Annotated in this window: 15 protein-coding genes; 4 read left to right on the top strand and 11 right to left on the bottom strand. The window is 67.0% G+C overall.

The window, feature by feature from the left end; genetic code table 11:
- Window positions 1-35: 35 nt before the first annotated feature.
- The 3 genes from ACWYRN_RS11140 to ACWYRN_RS11150 all read right to left on the bottom strand — a co-directional run bounded on the left by ACWYRN_RS11140 (window position 36) and on the right by ACWYRN_RS11150 (window position 2,481).
- Window positions 36-1,007 carry an AraC family transcriptional regulator gene (locus tag ACWYRN_RS11140; RefSeq protein WP_488692474.1) on the bottom strand — a complete coding sequence of 324 codons (972 nt, stop codon included), beginning with the start codon at window positions 1,005-1,007 and terminating at the stop codon, window positions 36-38.
- A gap of 24 nt (window positions 1,008-1,031) precedes the next feature.
- On the bottom strand, window positions 1,032-1,868 hold the full coding sequence (locus tag ACWYRN_RS11145; RefSeq protein WP_488692475.1) for an oxidoreductase: 837 nt from the start codon (window positions 1,866-1,868) through the stop codon (window positions 1,032-1,034).
- A 109-nt stretch (window positions 1,869-1,977) separates the two neighbouring features.
- Window positions 1,978-2,481: a flavin reductase family protein gene (locus ACWYRN_RS11150; RefSeq protein ID WP_488692476.1), complete on the bottom strand. Its 504-nt coding sequence runs from the start codon at window positions 2,479-2,481 to the stop codon at window positions 1,978-1,980.
- Between the two features lie 144 nt (window positions 2,482-2,625).
- On the opposite strand from ACWYRN_RS11150, the gene msrA reads away from it, so the two are divergent.
- Window positions 2,626-3,165 (top strand): peptide-methionine (S)-S-oxide reductase MsrA, encoded by a 540-nt coding sequence (gene msrA / locus ACWYRN_RS11155; protein ID WP_488692477.1) that lies wholly within the window; start codon window positions 2,626-2,628, stop codon window positions 3,163-3,165.
- A 175-nt stretch (window positions 3,166-3,340) separates the two neighbouring features.
- On the opposite strand, the gene ACWYRN_RS11160 is transcribed toward msrA, so the two are convergent.
- Together ACWYRN_RS11160 and pdxH are read right to left on the bottom strand one after the other, a co-directional pair.
- Entirely contained in the window at window positions 3,341-4,546 is a 1,206-nt protein-coding gene (locus tag ACWYRN_RS11160) for a class I SAM-dependent methyltransferase (protein ID WP_488692478.1), read from the bottom strand.
- Window positions 4,547-4,657: 111 nt separating this feature from the next.
- Window positions 4,658-5,860 (bottom strand): pyridoxamine 5'-phosphate oxidase, encoded by a 1,203-nt coding sequence (pdxH, locus tag ACWYRN_RS11165; protein ID WP_488692479.1) that lies wholly within the window; start codon window positions 5,858-5,860, stop codon window positions 4,658-4,660.
- An 88-nt stretch (window positions 5,861-5,948) separates the two neighbouring features.
- Between pdxH and tcdA the strand changes: the two genes are divergently transcribed.
- The 3 genes from tcdA to cysK all read left to right on the top strand — a co-directional run bounded on the left by tcdA (window position 5,949) and on the right by cysK (window position 8,524).
- Window positions 5,949-6,812: a tRNA cyclic N6-threonylcarbamoyladenosine(37) synthase TcdA gene (tcdA, locus tag ACWYRN_RS11170; RefSeq protein ID WP_488692480.1), complete on the top strand. Its 864-nt coding sequence runs from the start codon at window positions 5,949-5,951 to the stop codon at window positions 6,810-6,812.
- A gap of 96 nt (window positions 6,813-6,908) precedes the next feature.
- Window positions 6,909-7,559: an FKBP-type peptidyl-prolyl cis-trans isomerase gene (locus ACWYRN_RS11175; protein ID WP_488692481.1), complete on the top strand. Its 651-nt coding sequence runs from the start codon at window positions 6,909-6,911 to the stop codon at window positions 7,557-7,559.
- 29 nt (window positions 7,560-7,588) lie between these two features.
- Window positions 7,589-8,524, top strand: coding sequence for a cysteine synthase A (gene cysK / locus ACWYRN_RS11180; protein WP_488692482.1), 936 nt, complete (start codon window positions 7,589-7,591; stop codon window positions 8,522-8,524).
- A 146-nt stretch (window positions 8,525-8,670) separates the two neighbouring features.
- Here cysK and ACWYRN_RS11185 read toward each other — a convergent pair whose 3' ends face one another.
- The 6 genes from ACWYRN_RS11185 to ACWYRN_RS11210 form a co-directional block, all read right to left on the bottom strand.
- Complete coding sequence (locus tag ACWYRN_RS11185) at window positions 8,671-9,690, bottom strand: cation diffusion facilitator family transporter (RefSeq protein WP_488692483.1); 1,020 nt, start codon at window positions 9,688-9,690, stop codon at window positions 8,671-8,673.
- Window positions 9,687-10,001 carry an ArsR/SmtB family transcription factor gene (locus tag ACWYRN_RS11190; protein ID WP_229437494.1) on the bottom strand — a complete coding sequence of 105 codons (315 nt, stop codon included), beginning with the start codon at window positions 9,999-10,001 and terminating at the stop codon, window positions 9,687-9,689. The genes ACWYRN_RS11185 and ACWYRN_RS11190 overlap by 4 nt, the downstream gene beginning before the upstream one ends.
- Window positions 10,002-10,096: 95 nt before the next feature.
- A complete protein-coding gene (locus ACWYRN_RS11195; protein WP_488692484.1) occupies window positions 10,097-11,155 on the bottom strand; it encodes an AI-2E family transporter in 1,059 nt (352 codons plus the stop codon).
- Window positions 11,156-11,351: 196 nt separating this feature from the next.
- The gene (locus tag ACWYRN_RS11200; RefSeq protein ID WP_488692485.1) at window positions 11,352-14,171 is read right to left on the bottom strand and encodes a M16 family metallopeptidase; all 2,820 of its coding nucleotides are present in this window, start codon (window positions 14,169-14,171) and stop codon (window positions 11,352-11,354) included.
- A gap of 28 nt (window positions 14,172-14,199) precedes the next feature.
- A complete protein-coding gene (locus tag ACWYRN_RS11205) occupies window positions 14,200-15,120 on the bottom strand; it encodes a metallophosphoesterase family protein (RefSeq protein WP_488692486.1) in 921 nt (306 codons plus the stop codon).
- Window positions 15,120-15,602: a CinA family protein gene (locus ACWYRN_RS11210; RefSeq protein ID WP_488692487.1), complete on the bottom strand. Its 483-nt coding sequence runs from the start codon at window positions 15,600-15,602 to the stop codon at window positions 15,120-15,122. The genes ACWYRN_RS11205 and ACWYRN_RS11210 overlap by 1 nt, the downstream gene beginning before the upstream one ends.
- Between the last annotated feature and the right edge of the window lie 32 nt (window positions 15,603-15,634).

Raw genomic sequence — 15,634 nt, forward strand, 5'->3', positions numbered from 1 at the left:
ATTTTCATTTTCGACCGATGCCCAATGCCCAATACCTACTGGGTAAAGGAGACGGCGCCCGCCAGACCGGCATCGCGCAGGCGCACCATGTCGCGCGTCGGCGCATTGCCGAAGTGGCGCGCATATTCGCGGCTGAACTGCGAGGCGCTGAGGTAGCCGACGCGCTGGCAGGCCAGGTTGGCGTCCATGCCGGTGGCCAGCATCAGGCGTCGCGCTTCCTGCAGGCGCAGGGTCTTCTGGAATTGCAGCGGGCTCATCGAGGTGAGCGACTTGAACTGGCCGTGCAGCGAAGACGGGCTCATGTGGGCCAGTTGCGCCATGTCGTCGATGCGCATCGGCTGGTCGAAGTGCGCGCGGATCCAGGCCACCACCTTGCCGATGCGGTGGGTCTCGATTTTCCCCAGCTGGGCCAGGCGCGCGCCGAAGGGGCCGCGCAGCAGGCGCAGCATGATTTCGTCCTGCACCAGCGGCGCGAGCAGGGCGGCATCCTCGGGCCGGCTTGCCAACGCCATCAGGCGTGCGGCGGCGTCGACGATCTCGGCGCTGGCCTGGGCCACGTAGACGGCCCGTCCCGGACGTGTGGGCGGCACGCCGTCGGGATACGCCTTCAGGATCAGCTCGGCCAGCCTGTCGAGGTCGAAATCGAAGCGGAACGACAGGTAGGGCGCGGCCACGCTGGCTTGCCGGATCATGGCGGCGATCGGCAGGTCGAGCGAAAAGATCAGCATGCGCGACGGGTCGTAGTCGTAGGACTCGTCGCCCAGCATCACGGTCTTGGCGCCCTGGGCGACGATGCACAGCGCGGGGCGGTGCAGGCCGTGCACCAGCTCGGCGCTGTCGTTCGCGGCGCGCACCGCGTGCACGCCCGGGATGCAGGTCGCAAAGGTGCCGTCCTGCGGCGCGCTGGCGGCCAGCAGGCCGGACAGCCGCATCAGGCTGAGATCGATGGAAGGAGAGGGCGCATGCATGGCGTAGTCGTCGTCATGTGTGGCTGAAGAATACACCATGCCGTTTCTGCTTCCATTGCGCACTCAGGCGGCGTGGTCGGTCGAGACCGTCAGCGCCTCGAAGGCGGCCATTTCGGTGCGCCGGGCGTCGAGCGCGGTATTCGCCATGGCCAGGGCATCGCTGCCGGCCAGGAACTGGCGTGGCGGCGAGGCCATGCCGGCCAGTTCGACCACGGCGGCGGCCAGCTTCACCGGGTCGCCCAGCTGCCTGCCCTTGTAGGCGCCATACGCCTGTTCCACCGAGCCGAGGGCGGCGTAGTCGTCGATGGCGGTGGCGCCGTAGCGTACCGAACTCGGGTCGAGGAATTCGGTGCGGAAGAAGCCGGGTTCGACCGCCGTGACCTTGATCCCGAGCGGCGCCACTTCCAGCGCCAGCGAGGCGGTCAAGCCTTCGATCGCGTACTTGCTGGCGCAGTACACCGAGGCGCCGTCGAAGCCCGTGATGCCGGCGATCGAGCTGATGTTCATGATGTGGCCGCCGCGCTGGCGCCGCATGGTCGGCAACACCGCGCGCAGCATGTGCAGTACGCCGTGCACGTTGACCGCGAACTGCCGGGCGATGTCGGCGCTGGACACTTCTTCCAGGCGGCCCAGCAGACCATAGGCGGCATTGTTCACCAGCACATCGATGCGGCCGAAGCGTTCGACGGCCTGGGCGACCGCCGGCGCGGCCTGGGCTTCGTCAGCGACGTCGAGTTCGACCAGGGCGATGCGTTCAGGGTCGGCGCCGGCAAAGGCATCCTGCAGTTGGCCCAGCTTGCGGGCGGTGGCCACGACCCTGTCGCCGTTGGCGAGGGCTGCGCGTGCGATCTCGGCGCCGATGCCGCGGCCGGCGCCGGTAATCATCCAGGTTTTGCTCATGATGTCTCTTCCTTGTGTAGCGTTATCGGGAAGAGAAATGGTAGGGCGGGGAGGGGAGCGAGGCTTGCCCAAAACTCCAGGGAGCTGGCGCGATCCTCGCCGGTTGGATCTAGGGCGTGACGCCGAAACGGCCGCCGTGGAACAGCAGCGCCGGCTGGGGCTGGACTTCGCATTCCTCGACTTCGCCCACGAAAATCACGTGGTCGCCTTCGGGATAGCGGCTGCGGTTGTGGCACTCGAACCAGGCCACGGCGCCCTTCAGGATCGGCTGGCCGGTGCGCGAGAGTTCGTAGTCGACGTCGGCAAACGGATCTTCGGTACGGCGCGAGAAGCGCAGCGCCAGTTCTTCCTGGCCGGCCGCCAGCACGTTGATGACGTAGTGCGAGTTGCCGCTGAAGATGGGCATGCTGTTGGCCGCCGCGCCCAGGCTCCACAGCACCAGCGGCGGATCGAGCGAGACGGAATTGAAGGAGCTGGCGGTCAGGCCGCGGAAGCTGCCATCCTCGAGGCGCGTGGTAATGACGGTCACGCCGGTCGCAAACTGCGACAGCGCCTGGCGGAAATGCGTCGAATCGAAGCCGCGCTCGGTGGCGCGGGGAGAGCGTGTGTTCATCGGTACCCTGGAAAGTTGCATGCTCATTATGCCATCGCAAGGAACAAGGCGGCGTTTGCGTCTGTATTGCCCCGCATGTTGCGTCTGCACAAACTGTGGCTTTACGTTACAGTAAAGCCATCACTAACAATATCGAGGTATGCGATGAGCGAGCAAACAGCGGCCGGCGTGGCGATCCTTGGCGGCGGATGCTTCTGGTGCACCGAGGCCGTTTACCTGGAAGTGCGCGGGGTGACGCGCGTGGAATCGGGCTATATGGGCGGCCATGTGGTGAACCCGACCTACGAGCAGGTGTGCGGCGCGGCCACTGGGCACGCCGAGGTGGTGCGGCTGGAATTCGATCCGGCGGTGATCAGCTACCGCGACATCCTGCAGATCTTCTTCACCATCCACGACCCGACCACCCAGGACCGCCAGGGCAACGACGTCGGCCCGCAATACCGCTCGGTGATCTTTACCCAGGACACCGAACAGGAAGCGACCGCGCGCCAGGTGATGGCGGAAATGGCGGCTGTATGGGATGCGCCGATCGTGACCCAGGTGCTGCCGGCGGAAACCTGGTACAAGGCCGAGGAGTATCACCAGAACTACTATGCCCAGCACCCGATGCAGGGGTATTGCGCGTTCGTGGTGGCGCCGAAGGTGGCGAAGTTCAGGAAGACGTTCCAGCGGTTCATGAAATAGGGTTACGTAGTTCGTAGGGTGGGCTCTCGAGCCCACGCTGTATGGCACGGATGATCTATCGAAACGTTGCGATGATTGGACTCGCGGTGATTTCGCTGTTTATCGCACGGTGAGACCGCGTGGGCACAGGTGCCCACCCTACGGCCCTTGCCGCTGACTCCGGCGGCATGTTCTCTCACTCGTACATGTACTTCCTCGACCACGGTATCTGCGCCGGGTCTTCCCCCGCCTTGCCGCACACGATCTGATACAGGCTGATCCAGTCGTGCGCGAACGCGTAGGCGCAGCCGGCCAGGTAGACGTGCCAGATGCGGAAGCGCTTGCCATCGGTCAGCCGCGCGATCTCGTCGGCATGGTTCTCGAAATTCTCGGTCCAGGCGGCGCAGGTTTTCGCGTAGTGGCGGCGCAGGTTTTCGACGTCGCGCACTTCCAGCCCCCCTGCCTGCATGGCCTTGATCACGGCGCCCAGGTGGGCCAGCTCGCCCTGCGGGAACACGTACTGGTCGATGAATTCGCCGCCGCCATAGGGCGTGGCGCGGCCTTCGACGTCGGTCGAGGTGATGCCGTGGTTCATGACCACGCCGCCCGGCGCCAGCAGGGCGTTGATGCGCGAAAAATACTCGGGCAAATGCTGCACCCCCACGTGCTCGAACATGCCGACGCTGGTGATGCGGTCGAACTGGCCGTCCACATCGCGGTAGTCCTGCAGGCGGATCTCGACCCGCCCGTCCAGCCCCGCCGCCTTGACCCGTTCGCGCGCCAGTGCCGCCTGGTTGTCCGACAGCGTGACCCCGAGCACGCGCGCGCCGAAGCGGTCGGCCGCGCGGATCGCCAGCGCGCCCCAGCCGCAGCCGATGTCGAGCAGGGTGTGGCCGGGGTTCAGGCCGATCTTGGTGAGGATGTGGTCGATCTTGCGGACCTGCGCCGTGGCCAGGTCTTCGCTCCCGGTGTCGAAGTAGGCGCAGGAATACACCAGGTTCGGGTCGAGCCAGGCCGCGTAGAACTCGTTGGAGACGTCGTAGTGGTAGCGGATCGCTTCGGCGTCCTTGCGGCGCGTGTGCGGCGAGAACAAACGCAGCGGATGCGCGAAGCGTCGCTCGTGCTTGCCGGTGGAGGCGGCCAGTTCGCTGCCGATGCGGATCATGTCGGCGGCGCGGCCCTTGATCTCGAGCGCACCCTCCACGTAGGCTTGCCCGAGCTTGTACAGCGAGGGCGAGAGCAGGTAGCGCAGCGACGACGGCTGCGGTACGCGGATCGTGACGAGCGGCGGATCGGACGACAAATCGATGTGCTCGCCGTTCCACAGTTCGACACGCAGGGGCAGCGACAGCTTGCTGCGCATGCCCGTGCTCCAGGCGCCGAGTTTCAGTTCGTTAAACACGTTTCCTCCGGCCAGCGTAACGGCATGACGGAACCCGTGCGGACACGGGTTGTGCGTGAAACGATTTCGTACAGCGGTGCAGCGGTGCAGCGGTGGTGCAATGGTGCGGTGTTACGGTTGCAGGCGTTCCCGGGTCCAGCTGCCGTCTTCCTGCCGCGTGTAGACGATGCGGTCGTGGAAGCGCGAGCGGCGCCCTTGCCAGAACTCGATGCGCTCGGGCACCAGGCGGAAGCCGCCCCAGTTGGCGGGACGCGGCGGCGCTTCGCCGGCCTGTGCGGCAACGGCTTCGTAATTCTGTTCCAGGGCCGCGCGGTTGGCGATCGGCGCGCTCTGCTGCGAAGCAATTGCCGACAGGCGGCTCTTCAAGGGCCTGCTGTGGAAATACTTGTCGCTTTCCTCAGCCGAGGTCGTTTCGACCCGGCCCTCGATGCGCACCTGGCGTTCCAGTTCGCTCCAGAAGAATAGCAGAGCAGCGTGCGGGTTGGCGCGCAATTCCTGCGCCTTGCGGCTGTCGTAATTCGTGTACCAGGTAAAGCCGCGTGCATCAAATTGCTTGACCAGCACGATGCGCGAACTCGGCCGGCCGTCCGCATCCACGGTGGCCACGTTCATCGCGTTCGGCTCGTTGACCTCGGCTTTCAGGGCCTGCTCGAACCACTGCGTAAACTGCGCGATCGGATCGTCGAGCACGTCATCCTCGTTCAGGCTGGCCTGGCCGTAATCCTTGCGCAGGCCGGCAACGGCGTCGCCGATGGCGGGAGCGGCAGCCGGCGCAGGCGCCGCGTCGATGCCACGGCGCCGTCCCATGGCTGCACCCAGGCGCGCCATCTGCTCGCTTGAAAACAGGCGCATGGCCATCGGCGCCATCGTGCTTTCCTCGCGCTCCATGTGGGCCGTGTAGCGCTGCACGAAGCGCTGCACGCTCGACGTGGAGAGGGTGGCGGCGCTGCCGTCTGCAATCGCGGTCAATTGTTCGTGCAGGTCTTGCCAGATCGCGTCCATGTCCTTGTGGTCCTGCAGGATGACCGGCGCCAGCGCCTGCAGGGTGGCCGCGTCTTCGCCTTGCGCCACGGCGCGCAGCATCGGGATCAGGTCCTGTTCCTCGTCCTCGTGGTGCAGGTGGGCCGCCTTCTCGAAGTACTTCAACACCGCAGCTGCCGCCTGGCGCGCCTGCTCGTCGGCGCCGTGTCCGGGCAGGTGCGCAAGCAGGCGTTCGAGGGTAGCGAGCTGCTTGCGGATGCGTCCATGGCAATGCTTGAGGACGGCGATCGGCTGGTCGAAACCAGGGGCGGCATCGAGGAGGGAATCGTTCATGTGCGTTTTTCTGACAGTGGAGATTTTTTTGATTGACCAAGAGGCATTTTAGTGCAGGCGTGCCAGATGGGTTCGGTAAAATGGCGGGATGCATACCACCGATACCCCCACCTTCAGCGCCGCCCTTGACGACGAAATCGACTTCGCACGCCGTTTCGGCGGCATCGCCCGCTTGTATGGCGAGCGTGCCCTCGAACGCTTCCGCGCGGCGCACGTTTGCGTGATCGGCGTCGGCGGCGTCGGCTCCTGGATCGTCGAGGCCCTGGCGCGCAGCGCGGTCGGCCACCTGACCCTGATCGACCTCGACAACGTGGCCGAGTCGAACATCAACCGCCAGATCCAGGCCTTGAGCAGCACCGTCGGCATGCCGAAGATCGAGGCCCTGCGCGAACGCATCGCCCAGATCAACCCGTTCTGCAAGGTGACCCTGATCGAGGACTTCGTCGACCCGGACAACATCCCGCAGATGGTCGGCGGCAAGGGTTTCGACTACGTGGTCGATGCCATCGACAGCGTGAAGGCCAAGGCCGCGCTGATCGCGTACTGCCGCGACCACAAGCTGCCGCTGGTGACCATCGGCGGCGCCGGCGGCCAGATCGACCCGACGAAAATCGAGGTGCGCGACCTGGCCCGTACCGAGCAGGAACCGCTGCTCAAAAAGGTGCGCAAGCTGCTGCGCGCGCAGTATGGCTTTTCGCGCGGCGAGAAGCAGAAATACCACATCGACGCGGTGTTCTCGATGGAGCCGCTGCGTTATCCCGAAGCGGAGGATGCCTGCGAGATCGGCAGCAGTGTGACTGGCCTGAACTGCGCCGGCTTCGGTTCGAGCATGGTGGTGACCGCCAGCTTCGGCATGATTGCGGCAGGCCATATCCTGCACAAGATGGCCGAGGCGGCGGAAGCGGAAACCGCGGAGGCGCCGGCCGAGGTGGCGCTGCCGGAAACGGCATGAGCGAAAAGTAAGACGGTGTAACGCCGCTGCCATTGCGGCGCGGGGCTTTGCTATCATAGGATCATCGATTGAAATCCTGTCATTGAAAGAGTCCACATGATCCGTCGTACTTCCTTCCTGGCCTTGCTGCTCGCAAGCGCCGCCGCCTGTGCCCAGCAGGGCAATCCGGCAGCCACCCCGGCGAATGCGCCGCAAGCCGCCGCCGATGCCGGCCAGGCCGCCGCCACCGTGCGCCAGCAGGGCGTGCAGAGCGCCGCCGACCAGGCCGCCGCGGGTTCGCAGCAGGCCGCCGGCGTGGCTGGCCAGGCCGCCCAGAGCGGCGCCGAAGCCGTCAGCGGCGCGGCCCAGGATGCCGCGGCCGCCGCCCAGGCGCCGCAGCCGGCAACCCCGGCCGAACCCCAGCTCGAAATCGTCGACCGCGTGGTCGGCAAGGGGCAAACGGCCGAGCTCGGCCACAAGGTCACCGTCAACTACACCGGCTGGTTCTACAAGCCGATGGCGCGCAATCAGCGCGGCCGCAAGTTCGACTCCTCGCTCGACGCCGGCCGTACGCCGCTCGACTTCCAGCTGGGCGCGGGCCAGGTCATCAAGGGTTGGGAACAGGGCGTGGCCGGCATGAAGGTGGGCGGCAAGCGCACCCTGATCATCCCGAGCCGCCTGGGCTACGGCGCGCGTGGCGCACCGGGCGGCTCGATTCCGCCGAATACGGATTTGATCTTCGACGTGGAACTGCTCGGCGTAAAATAAACGCACACTAACCACAAGCGGGGTGAACGATGCGTGTCGCGAACGATGTCACTGAGCTGATCGGCAATACACCGCTGGTCAGGATCCGCAAGCTGGGCAAGGGCGCCGGGGGCGCCGAGATCCTTGCCAAGCTCGAATTCCACAACCCCGCGCACAGCGTCAAGGACCGCATCGGCCTGGCGATGATCGAGGCGGCGGAACGGGCCGGCAAGATTGGCCCCGACACCGTCGTCGTCGAGCCGACCAGCGGCAACACCGGCATCGCGCTGGCGATGGTGTGCGCGGCGCGCGGCTACCGCTGCAAGCTGGTCATGCCCGAAACCATGAGCAACGAGCGGCGCATGCTGCTGCGCGCCTACGGGGCCGAACTGGTGCTGACGCCGGGCGCCGAGGGCATGGTCGGCGCGATCCGCCGCGCCGAGGAAATCGTCGCCTCCGACCCGCGCGCCTTCATGCCCCAGCAATTCAACAATCCCGCCAACCCCGAGGTCCACCGCCGCACCACGGCCGAGGAAATCTGGCGCGATACCGACGGCAAGGTCGATATCGTGGTGGCCGGCGTGGGCACCGGCGGCACCATCACCGGCGTGGGCGAGGTGCTGAAGGAGCGCAAGCCCGGGTTCCAGGCGATTGCGGTGGAGCCGGAAGCGTCGCCGATGCTGTCGAAGGGGACCAAGGGGCCGCACCCGATCCAGGGGATCGGCGCTGGTTTCGTGCCGCAGGTGTTGAATACCGGCATCTACGATGAAGTGATCGCGGTGCGCAACGAGGATGCCTTCGAGACTGCACGGGCGGCGGCGCGCGAGGAGGGGTTGCTGGTCGGGATTTCGTCGGGGGCGGCCTTGTGGGCGGCGATGCAGGTGGCGCAGCGGCCGGAGAATGCGGGCAAGCTGATCGTGACGATCATTCCGTCGTTTGGCGAACGCTACCTGAGCACGGCGCTGTTCGCGAACCTGGCTGGGTAGGGTGGACGGCTATGCCGTCCACGCGTTCAACACGCGTGCGATCTGCTGCGTCGTCTCGGCCGTGCGTCGAACGCGTGGGCGGCGCACACGCAGGCAATGTTCAAACGTCCAGGTGGAGCCGGCCACCCTACGCGCCTGGCGATCGTTCACACCCCATGCGCAGCCAGCGCGCATCCGTGCGTGCTCGTTCCTTCTTCGACTTGCAAGGTGCAATGCGCAATCCCATGCTCCTTCTTCAACGCCGCCACGGTCTCGTCGAGGAAGCCATCCCCCGGACACCCGCCCGGCATCACCAGGTGCGCCGTCAGCGCGGTCTCGGTGGTGCTCATCGCCCAGATATGCAGATCGTGCACGCCGGTCACGCCCGGACGCGCTTCCAGGAAGTGTTCGACCGCATGCGCATCGACGCTGGCCGGCACCGCCGCCATCGCCATCTGCACCGATTCACGCAGCAGCGACCAGGTGCCCCAGACGATCACCAGCACGATCGCCAGGCTCACCGCCGGGTCGAGCCAGGTCCAGTCGGTGACCATGATCACCAGGCCCGAGATCACCACGCCCAGCGAAATCGCCGCGTCGGCCGCCATGTGCAGGTAGGCGCCGCGCACGTTCAAATCGCCCTTGCTGCCGGCCATGAACAGCCAGGCCGAGAAGCCGTTGATCGCCACGCCAATGGCCGCCACCACCGACACCGTGACGCCTGCCACCGGATGCGGCTCGGCGATGCGCTGCACGGCTTCCCAGGCGATCGCGCCGCAGGCGGCCAGCAGCAGCAGGGCATTTGCCAGCGCCGCCAGGATCGAGGAACTGCGCAGGCCGTAGGTATAGCGGGCGCTCGGCGCGCGCTTGGCCAGCACCGCCGCGCCCCAGGCCAGCACCAGGCCCAGCACGTCCGACAGGTTGTGGCCGGCGTCGGCCATCAGTGCGGTGGAGTTGGCCAGGAAGCCGTAGATGAATTCGATGGCGACGAAGACCGTGTTCAGGCCGATGGCCAGGGCAAAGGCGCGGCCGTGGCCTTCGACCGGGGCGTGGTGGTGATGGTGGCCATGGCTGTGACCATGCCCGTGCGCGTGGCTGTGCCCGTGCGAATGATCGCGAGGTACCTGTCTCTGCTGCTGCCCATGGGTATCGGCAGGGACAGGATTATCTTGATGGTCGTGGTTCATGGTTCGTTTCCGTTGGCAGGTTCGGCGATGTGCTCGAACATGTTGGACAGCAGGGTGCTGATGTGGGCGTCGGCGGCGGCGTAGAACACCTGCTTGCCCTGGCGCTCGGCTTTTACAATGCGCGCCGCGCGCAGCAGGCGCAAATGGTGGCTGACCAGCGAGCTGGACAGGTTCAGGGCCGTGGCGATGTCGCCCACGGCGGTTGGCTGCGCCAGGCAGGCCAGCACGATGCGCAGGCGGGTGGCGTCGCCGAGCAGGTGGAAGAGGTCGGCCACCTGCTCGACATGGTCGGATTCGTCGGGAATAGTCATCATTAACATATGAATAGATGTTCACATGTTAATGTAAAAAGATGGGGCCGGCAAGCACGCAAGTGCAGGCCGGCCCCGTTGCCATTTCCCGGGCTTTATTGCGGGTGGAATTCCTCGGCCGAGGCAAACATCTCCCAGGCCGCGATGAACAGCGCCGCGATCACCGGCCCGATCACGAAGCCGTTCAGTCCGAACAGCGCCATGCCGCCCAGCGTCGACAGCAGCACCAGGTAATCGGGCATCTTGGTGTCCTTGCCGACCAAAATCGGGCGCAGGATGTTGTCGACCAGGCCGATGACCAGCACGCCAAAGGCGATCAGCACCACGCCCTGCCAGATGGCGCCGGTGACCAGGAAGTACACCGCCACCGGCGCCCAAACGATCGCCGCGCCCACGGCCGGCAGCAGCGACAGGAAGGCCATCACCACGCCCCACAGCAGCGGCGCCTGCACGTCCAGGAACCAGAAGATCAGGCCGCCCAGCGCACCCTGGGCAATCGCCACCAGCACGTTGCCCTTCACGGTGGCGCGGATCACGGTGGTGAAGTTGTCGAACAGGCGCTGCTTGTACATGCGGCTGAGCGGCACGGCGCGCTTGATGCGGTTGGCCAGGCCCTGGCCGTCGCGCAGCAGGAAGAACAGCAGGTACAGCATGATGGTCAGGCTGACCAGGAAGTCGAAGGTGTTGCGCCCGAAGTTGATGGCGTAGCGCGCGAACACCTGGCTGACCTGGGCCGCGCCTTCGGACAGCTTCTGCTCCAGCGAGGCCAGGTCGGTGACTTCGAAGCGTTCCAGCACGGAGACGATCCAGTCCGGCAGCACGCCGACGATCTGCTGGAAGTAGCGGCCGAAGTCGATCTGGCCGGAGCCGATCATGTCGTAGATGCCGAGCGCCTGGCGCACCAGCGAGGCGCCGATCAGGGACAGCGGCAGGATCACCATAACGATGATCGAAAACAGGGTGAGCAGGGCGGCGACGGTCGGCTTCTGCTTCGTCACCGGCAGCAGGCGCCGGTACAGCGGCGCGAACAGGATGCCCAGCACCATGCCCCAGAACACCGCGCCGGAATACGGCAGCAGGATCCAGCCGAAGGCGATGGTGACCAGGGTAAGGAGAAGAAGGAAGAACTTTTGCTGGATCGTGAATTGGTTCATGGGCCGCTGGGGTGTGAATACAGTTGGGCCATGATAGACGATTCGACAACGCGGTGTTCGGAGAACGCGTGCGTTGTCCTGCGCGAGGTACTGGAAGGTTCGCTTCCGTGCAGATGGTGAGACAGCGTGGGCACAGGTGCCCACCCTACGAAAAACGCGCGGCGCGTCGGGTGGGGACGGGTTCCCACCCGAAGGTTTACGGCAGCAGCTGGCCTTCGCTGTCGCGGATTTCGATCGGGCCGAGCTTGAGCTTGTCCAGCTGCGGCAGGATGCGCTTGCGGTCGCCCACGGCCACGATGACCAGGTGCGCGGGGTCGAGGTAGCGGCGCGCGGTTTCCTGCACGTCTTGCGCAGTCACCGCGGCCAGTTTGGCGGGCAGCTGGCGGTAGTAGTCCAGCGGCAGGCCGAAGACAAAGGCTTCGGCCAGGCTGGCGCCGATGTCGGCGTTGGTCTCGAAGCCGTTCGGCAGCGATAGCAGCTGGGCGTTGCGGGCGCCCGTCAGTTCGTCGGCGCCAAGCGGGGCGTCGATCATCGCGCGGGCTTCGCGCAGGATCTCGGCCACCGAGGCGCCGGTGGCGTCGGCGCGCACGCTGCCGGCGATGCTGAACGGGCCCGGGGTGCGGCCGTAGCGGAAGCCCGAGAACACGCCGTAGCTGTAGCCCTTTTCCTCGCGCAGGTTCTGGTTGATGCGGCTGGTGAACAGGCCGCCGAAGGCCGCGTTCATCACTTCCAGCGCCGGATACTGCTCGCTCGTACGCTCTGCGCCAAAGGTCACCAGGCGCAGCGCGGTCTGCGGCGCGCCTGGCTTGTCGACCAGGACCACGCGCGCGCGCGTCGGGCCGGGCGTGCCCGGTGCGAACGGCGCCGCCGCATCGCCCTGCCAGGCGCCGAAGTATTTTTCGGCCAGCGCCTGCAATTCCTCGCGCGTGATGTCGCCGGTGACCACCAGCGCCGCGTTCGACGGCACGTAATGGCGGCGCCAGAAGCCCTGCAAATCTGCGCGCGTGACGGCGCGGATCGCGGGCTCGGTGCCCAGCTGGCCGTAGCCGTAGGGATGGCGCGGCCCGTACAGGGCGCCGGCGGCGGCCACCGAGGCCACGGCTTCGGCCTCGTCGCGCTGGCCCAGCAAGTCGCCCAGGCGGCTGGCGCGCTGGCGCTCGACTTCTTCAGGCGGGAAGGCCGGATGCAGCACCACGTCGGCCATGACGCCGAAGGCCTGCTCGAAGGTCGAGCGCAGCGCCAGCAGCGACACCGCCGAGGCATTGGTACCGCTGTCGGCATCCATGAAGGCGCCCAGCTGCGCGATTTCCTCGGCAATCGCCAGGGCGCTGCGCTCCTGCGTGCCCTCGGTGAGCATTTGCGCGGTGAAGCCGGCCAGGCCGGGCAGGGCCAGCGGGTTGCTGTCGGCGCCGCTGCGGATCACGACCTCGGCCGACACCAGCGGCAGCGCCGGGTTGCGGTGGTGGATCACGGTGAGGCCGTTCGCGAGCCGGAAGGATTCGCCCAGCGGCAGCTGGAAGGCCGGCGCCGGGCCGGGCTGCGGCGCTTTGGCGCGCCAGGCTTCGGCTGCGTTGACGCCGGCGTGCTTCGACTTGACGGTTTTTGGTGCCTTCGGCACAGGCGGATCGTGCGGCAGCGTCGGCTCGCCGGGCACGCCGGCCACGACGGCGCGGTTCTTCGGCTGCAGCCAGGTGCGCACGGCGCGCTGCACGTCGGCTGCCGTGATGCGGCGCAGGGCGGCGATGTCCTCGGCCAGGTAGCCGGGGTTGCCGGTGAACTGGTTGTAGTGGTTCAGCTGGTCGGCCAGGCCGTCGCCGCCCAGCTGTTCCAGGCCGGTGAGCATGGCGGTCTCGATCTGGCGCCTGGCGCGTTCGACTTCCTGCGCGGTCGGACCGTGCTCGCGCAGGGCGTCCAGTTCGGCGTCGATCGCCGCTTCCAGTTCCTGCGCGGTGTGGCCGGCGCGCGCCGTCACCTCGACCAGGAAGGTCGAGGCCAGGGCGCGCGCATCCTGGTCGGCGTCGACGTCCTGGGCGATCTGGCGTTCGTACACCAGGGACTGGTACAGGCGGCTGGATTTGCCGCCGGCCAGGATCTGGGCCGCCACCGACAGTTCGGCGTCGCCCGGCTGGTAGGCCGGCGGCGTGAGCCAGCCCATGTAGACGCGCGGCAGCTCGACGCGGTCGGGCACCGTCAGGCGGCGTTCCTCGGTGATGGGCGGCGTCGTCACTTGCGGGCGCGGGACATCGGGGCCGCGCTTCAGGCTGCCGAAGTACTTCGCCACCAGGGCGCGCGCTTTGACCTTGTCGATGTCGCCGGCGATCACGATGCTGGCATTGTTCGGGCCGTAGTAGCGAGTGAAGAAGTCGCGCACGTCGGCCAGCTTCGCGTTCTGGATGTCGGTGTGCGAGCCGATCACCGAGGCGTAATACGGGTGCTCGGGCGGGAACAGCGCGTGGTTCAGGGCTTCCTCGACGATCCCGTAGGGTTCGTTTTCCACGGTTTCGCGGCGCTCGTTGCGCACCACGTCCTGCTGGTTGGTGAGCGACTTCTGGTCGAGCACGTCGAGCAGGTAGCCCATGCGGTCGGCATGCACCCACAGGGCCAGCTCGAGCTGGTTGGCGGGTACGGTGTCGTAGTAGCTGGTGCTGTCGTAGCCGGTGCCGCCATTGCTGTCGCTGGCGCCGGCGCCTTCCAGCAGGCGGTCGGCCAGGCCGCGCGGCAGGTGTTTGCTACCGGCAAACATCATGTGCTCGAACAGGTGGGCGAAGCCGGCCAGGCCGGGCGCTTCGTTGGCCGGGCCGACGTGGTACCAGACGTTGACGGCCACCACGGGCAGGCGCTTGTCTTCGACCAGGATGACTTGCAGGCCGTTCGGCAGCGTGTACTTGTCGAAGGCGATGTGCGGGATGTCGGGCGGCGCGGCGGGAGGGACAGGCGCTGCACCTCCGGTCTGCGCGCCAGCGCTATTCAAAGCGGCCAGCAGCACGGATGCGGCGAACAGCGGTCGGGTTTTCATGCGGTACTCCAGGAATCATTTCAGTGTGTCAGTGGCAGGCGGCGCTGCCATGGTCGGGCGGCGATGCGTTCGGCAGCATAGGTGGGGTCGCTTCCAGCAATTCCCAGTCGTAGCCGTCGTCGCGCAGCTGCAGGCGCAGCACGGCATTGCGGCTGGCGTCGCGCACTTCGCTGTGCTTCTCGAAGAGGAGGAAGGGCGTGGCAAAGGCGCCGCCGGTGCCGACCACGAACTGGCGCATCCCGCGTGGGTCCGGCTTGCCGTTGGCGTCCTGCGGCGCGAAGCGTTCGTAGTCGTGGTCGTGACCGGACAATACCAGTTCCGCGCCGGCCGCGTGCAGCAGGGCCCAGGCATCGCGCATTGTCGGCACGCTGCCGTGCCCGCCCGAACTGTACAGCGGATGGTGCCAGAAAGCGAGGGTGCAGCGGCGCGGGTTGTTTTTTAGCTCTTCACGCAGCCAGTCGAGCTGGGCCGCGTGAAGCGCGGGCGCCAGGTTGCTGTCGAGGGAGATCACGCGCCAGCTGCCCAGGTCCAGGCTGTACCAGCTGCGCTCGGGGCGGCCGGCGCGTTCGCCGAAATAGGCGAAATAGGGCAGGGCGCCTTTCGTGTAGTACTCGTGGTTGCCGGGCGTCGGCCAGGTGCGCTCCTTGAAGCGGCCCCAGGTCGGGTCGTAGCAGTCGGCGAATTCCCTGGCCGTGCCGCGCGGGTAGGTGTGGTCGCCCAGGGTCAGCACCACGGCTTGCGGGTCGGCGGCCAGGCCGGCGGCCACCACGGCGGCGGTATCGGCCGCACCCGACCAGCGCGGGTCGGGATGGGCGCAGCGGGCGATGTCGCCGGCGGCGTACACGGTTTGTACCGGCGGCGTCTGCACCGGCGCCGCCTGCACCGCAGGAGCGAGCGCGAGCAGGCCCAGGCCCGCCAGCGACAGGTGGAACCGGAGCGCCGCCCGCACTATTCAATAAAGCGCAGCAGTCCGCGCAGCGCGTGGATGACGGTCTGCTCGCGCACGGCCTGGCGGTCGCCCTGGAATACCAGGCGCTCGGTAAAGGTGGTGTCGCCGCGCGCCCAGCCGAAACAGACCGTGCCGACCGGCTTGCCCGGCACCGCGCCGGTAGGACCGGCAATGCCCGTGGTCGAGAGCGACACGTCGGCATTGCTGTTCGAGAGCGCGCCCTCGGCCATGGCGCCGGCGACTTCCTCGCTGACGGAGCCGAATTGCGCGATCAGCGCCGCCGGCACGTCCAGCAATTCGGTCTTCGAGTTGTTCGAGTAGGTGACGAAGCCGCAGTCGAACCAGGCGGTGGAGCCGGCGATCTCGGTGACGGCCTGCGACACGCCGCCGCCGGTGCAGGATTCGGCGGTGGCCAGCACCAGGCGCTTGGCCTGCAATGCCGCGCCGACCTCCGTAGCGAGTTCGATCATTTCGTTGCTCATGCGGCTCCTCCAGTGTCGATACCGTTGCGCCG

Source organism: Massilia sp. BAP21 (assembly GCF_057801335.1).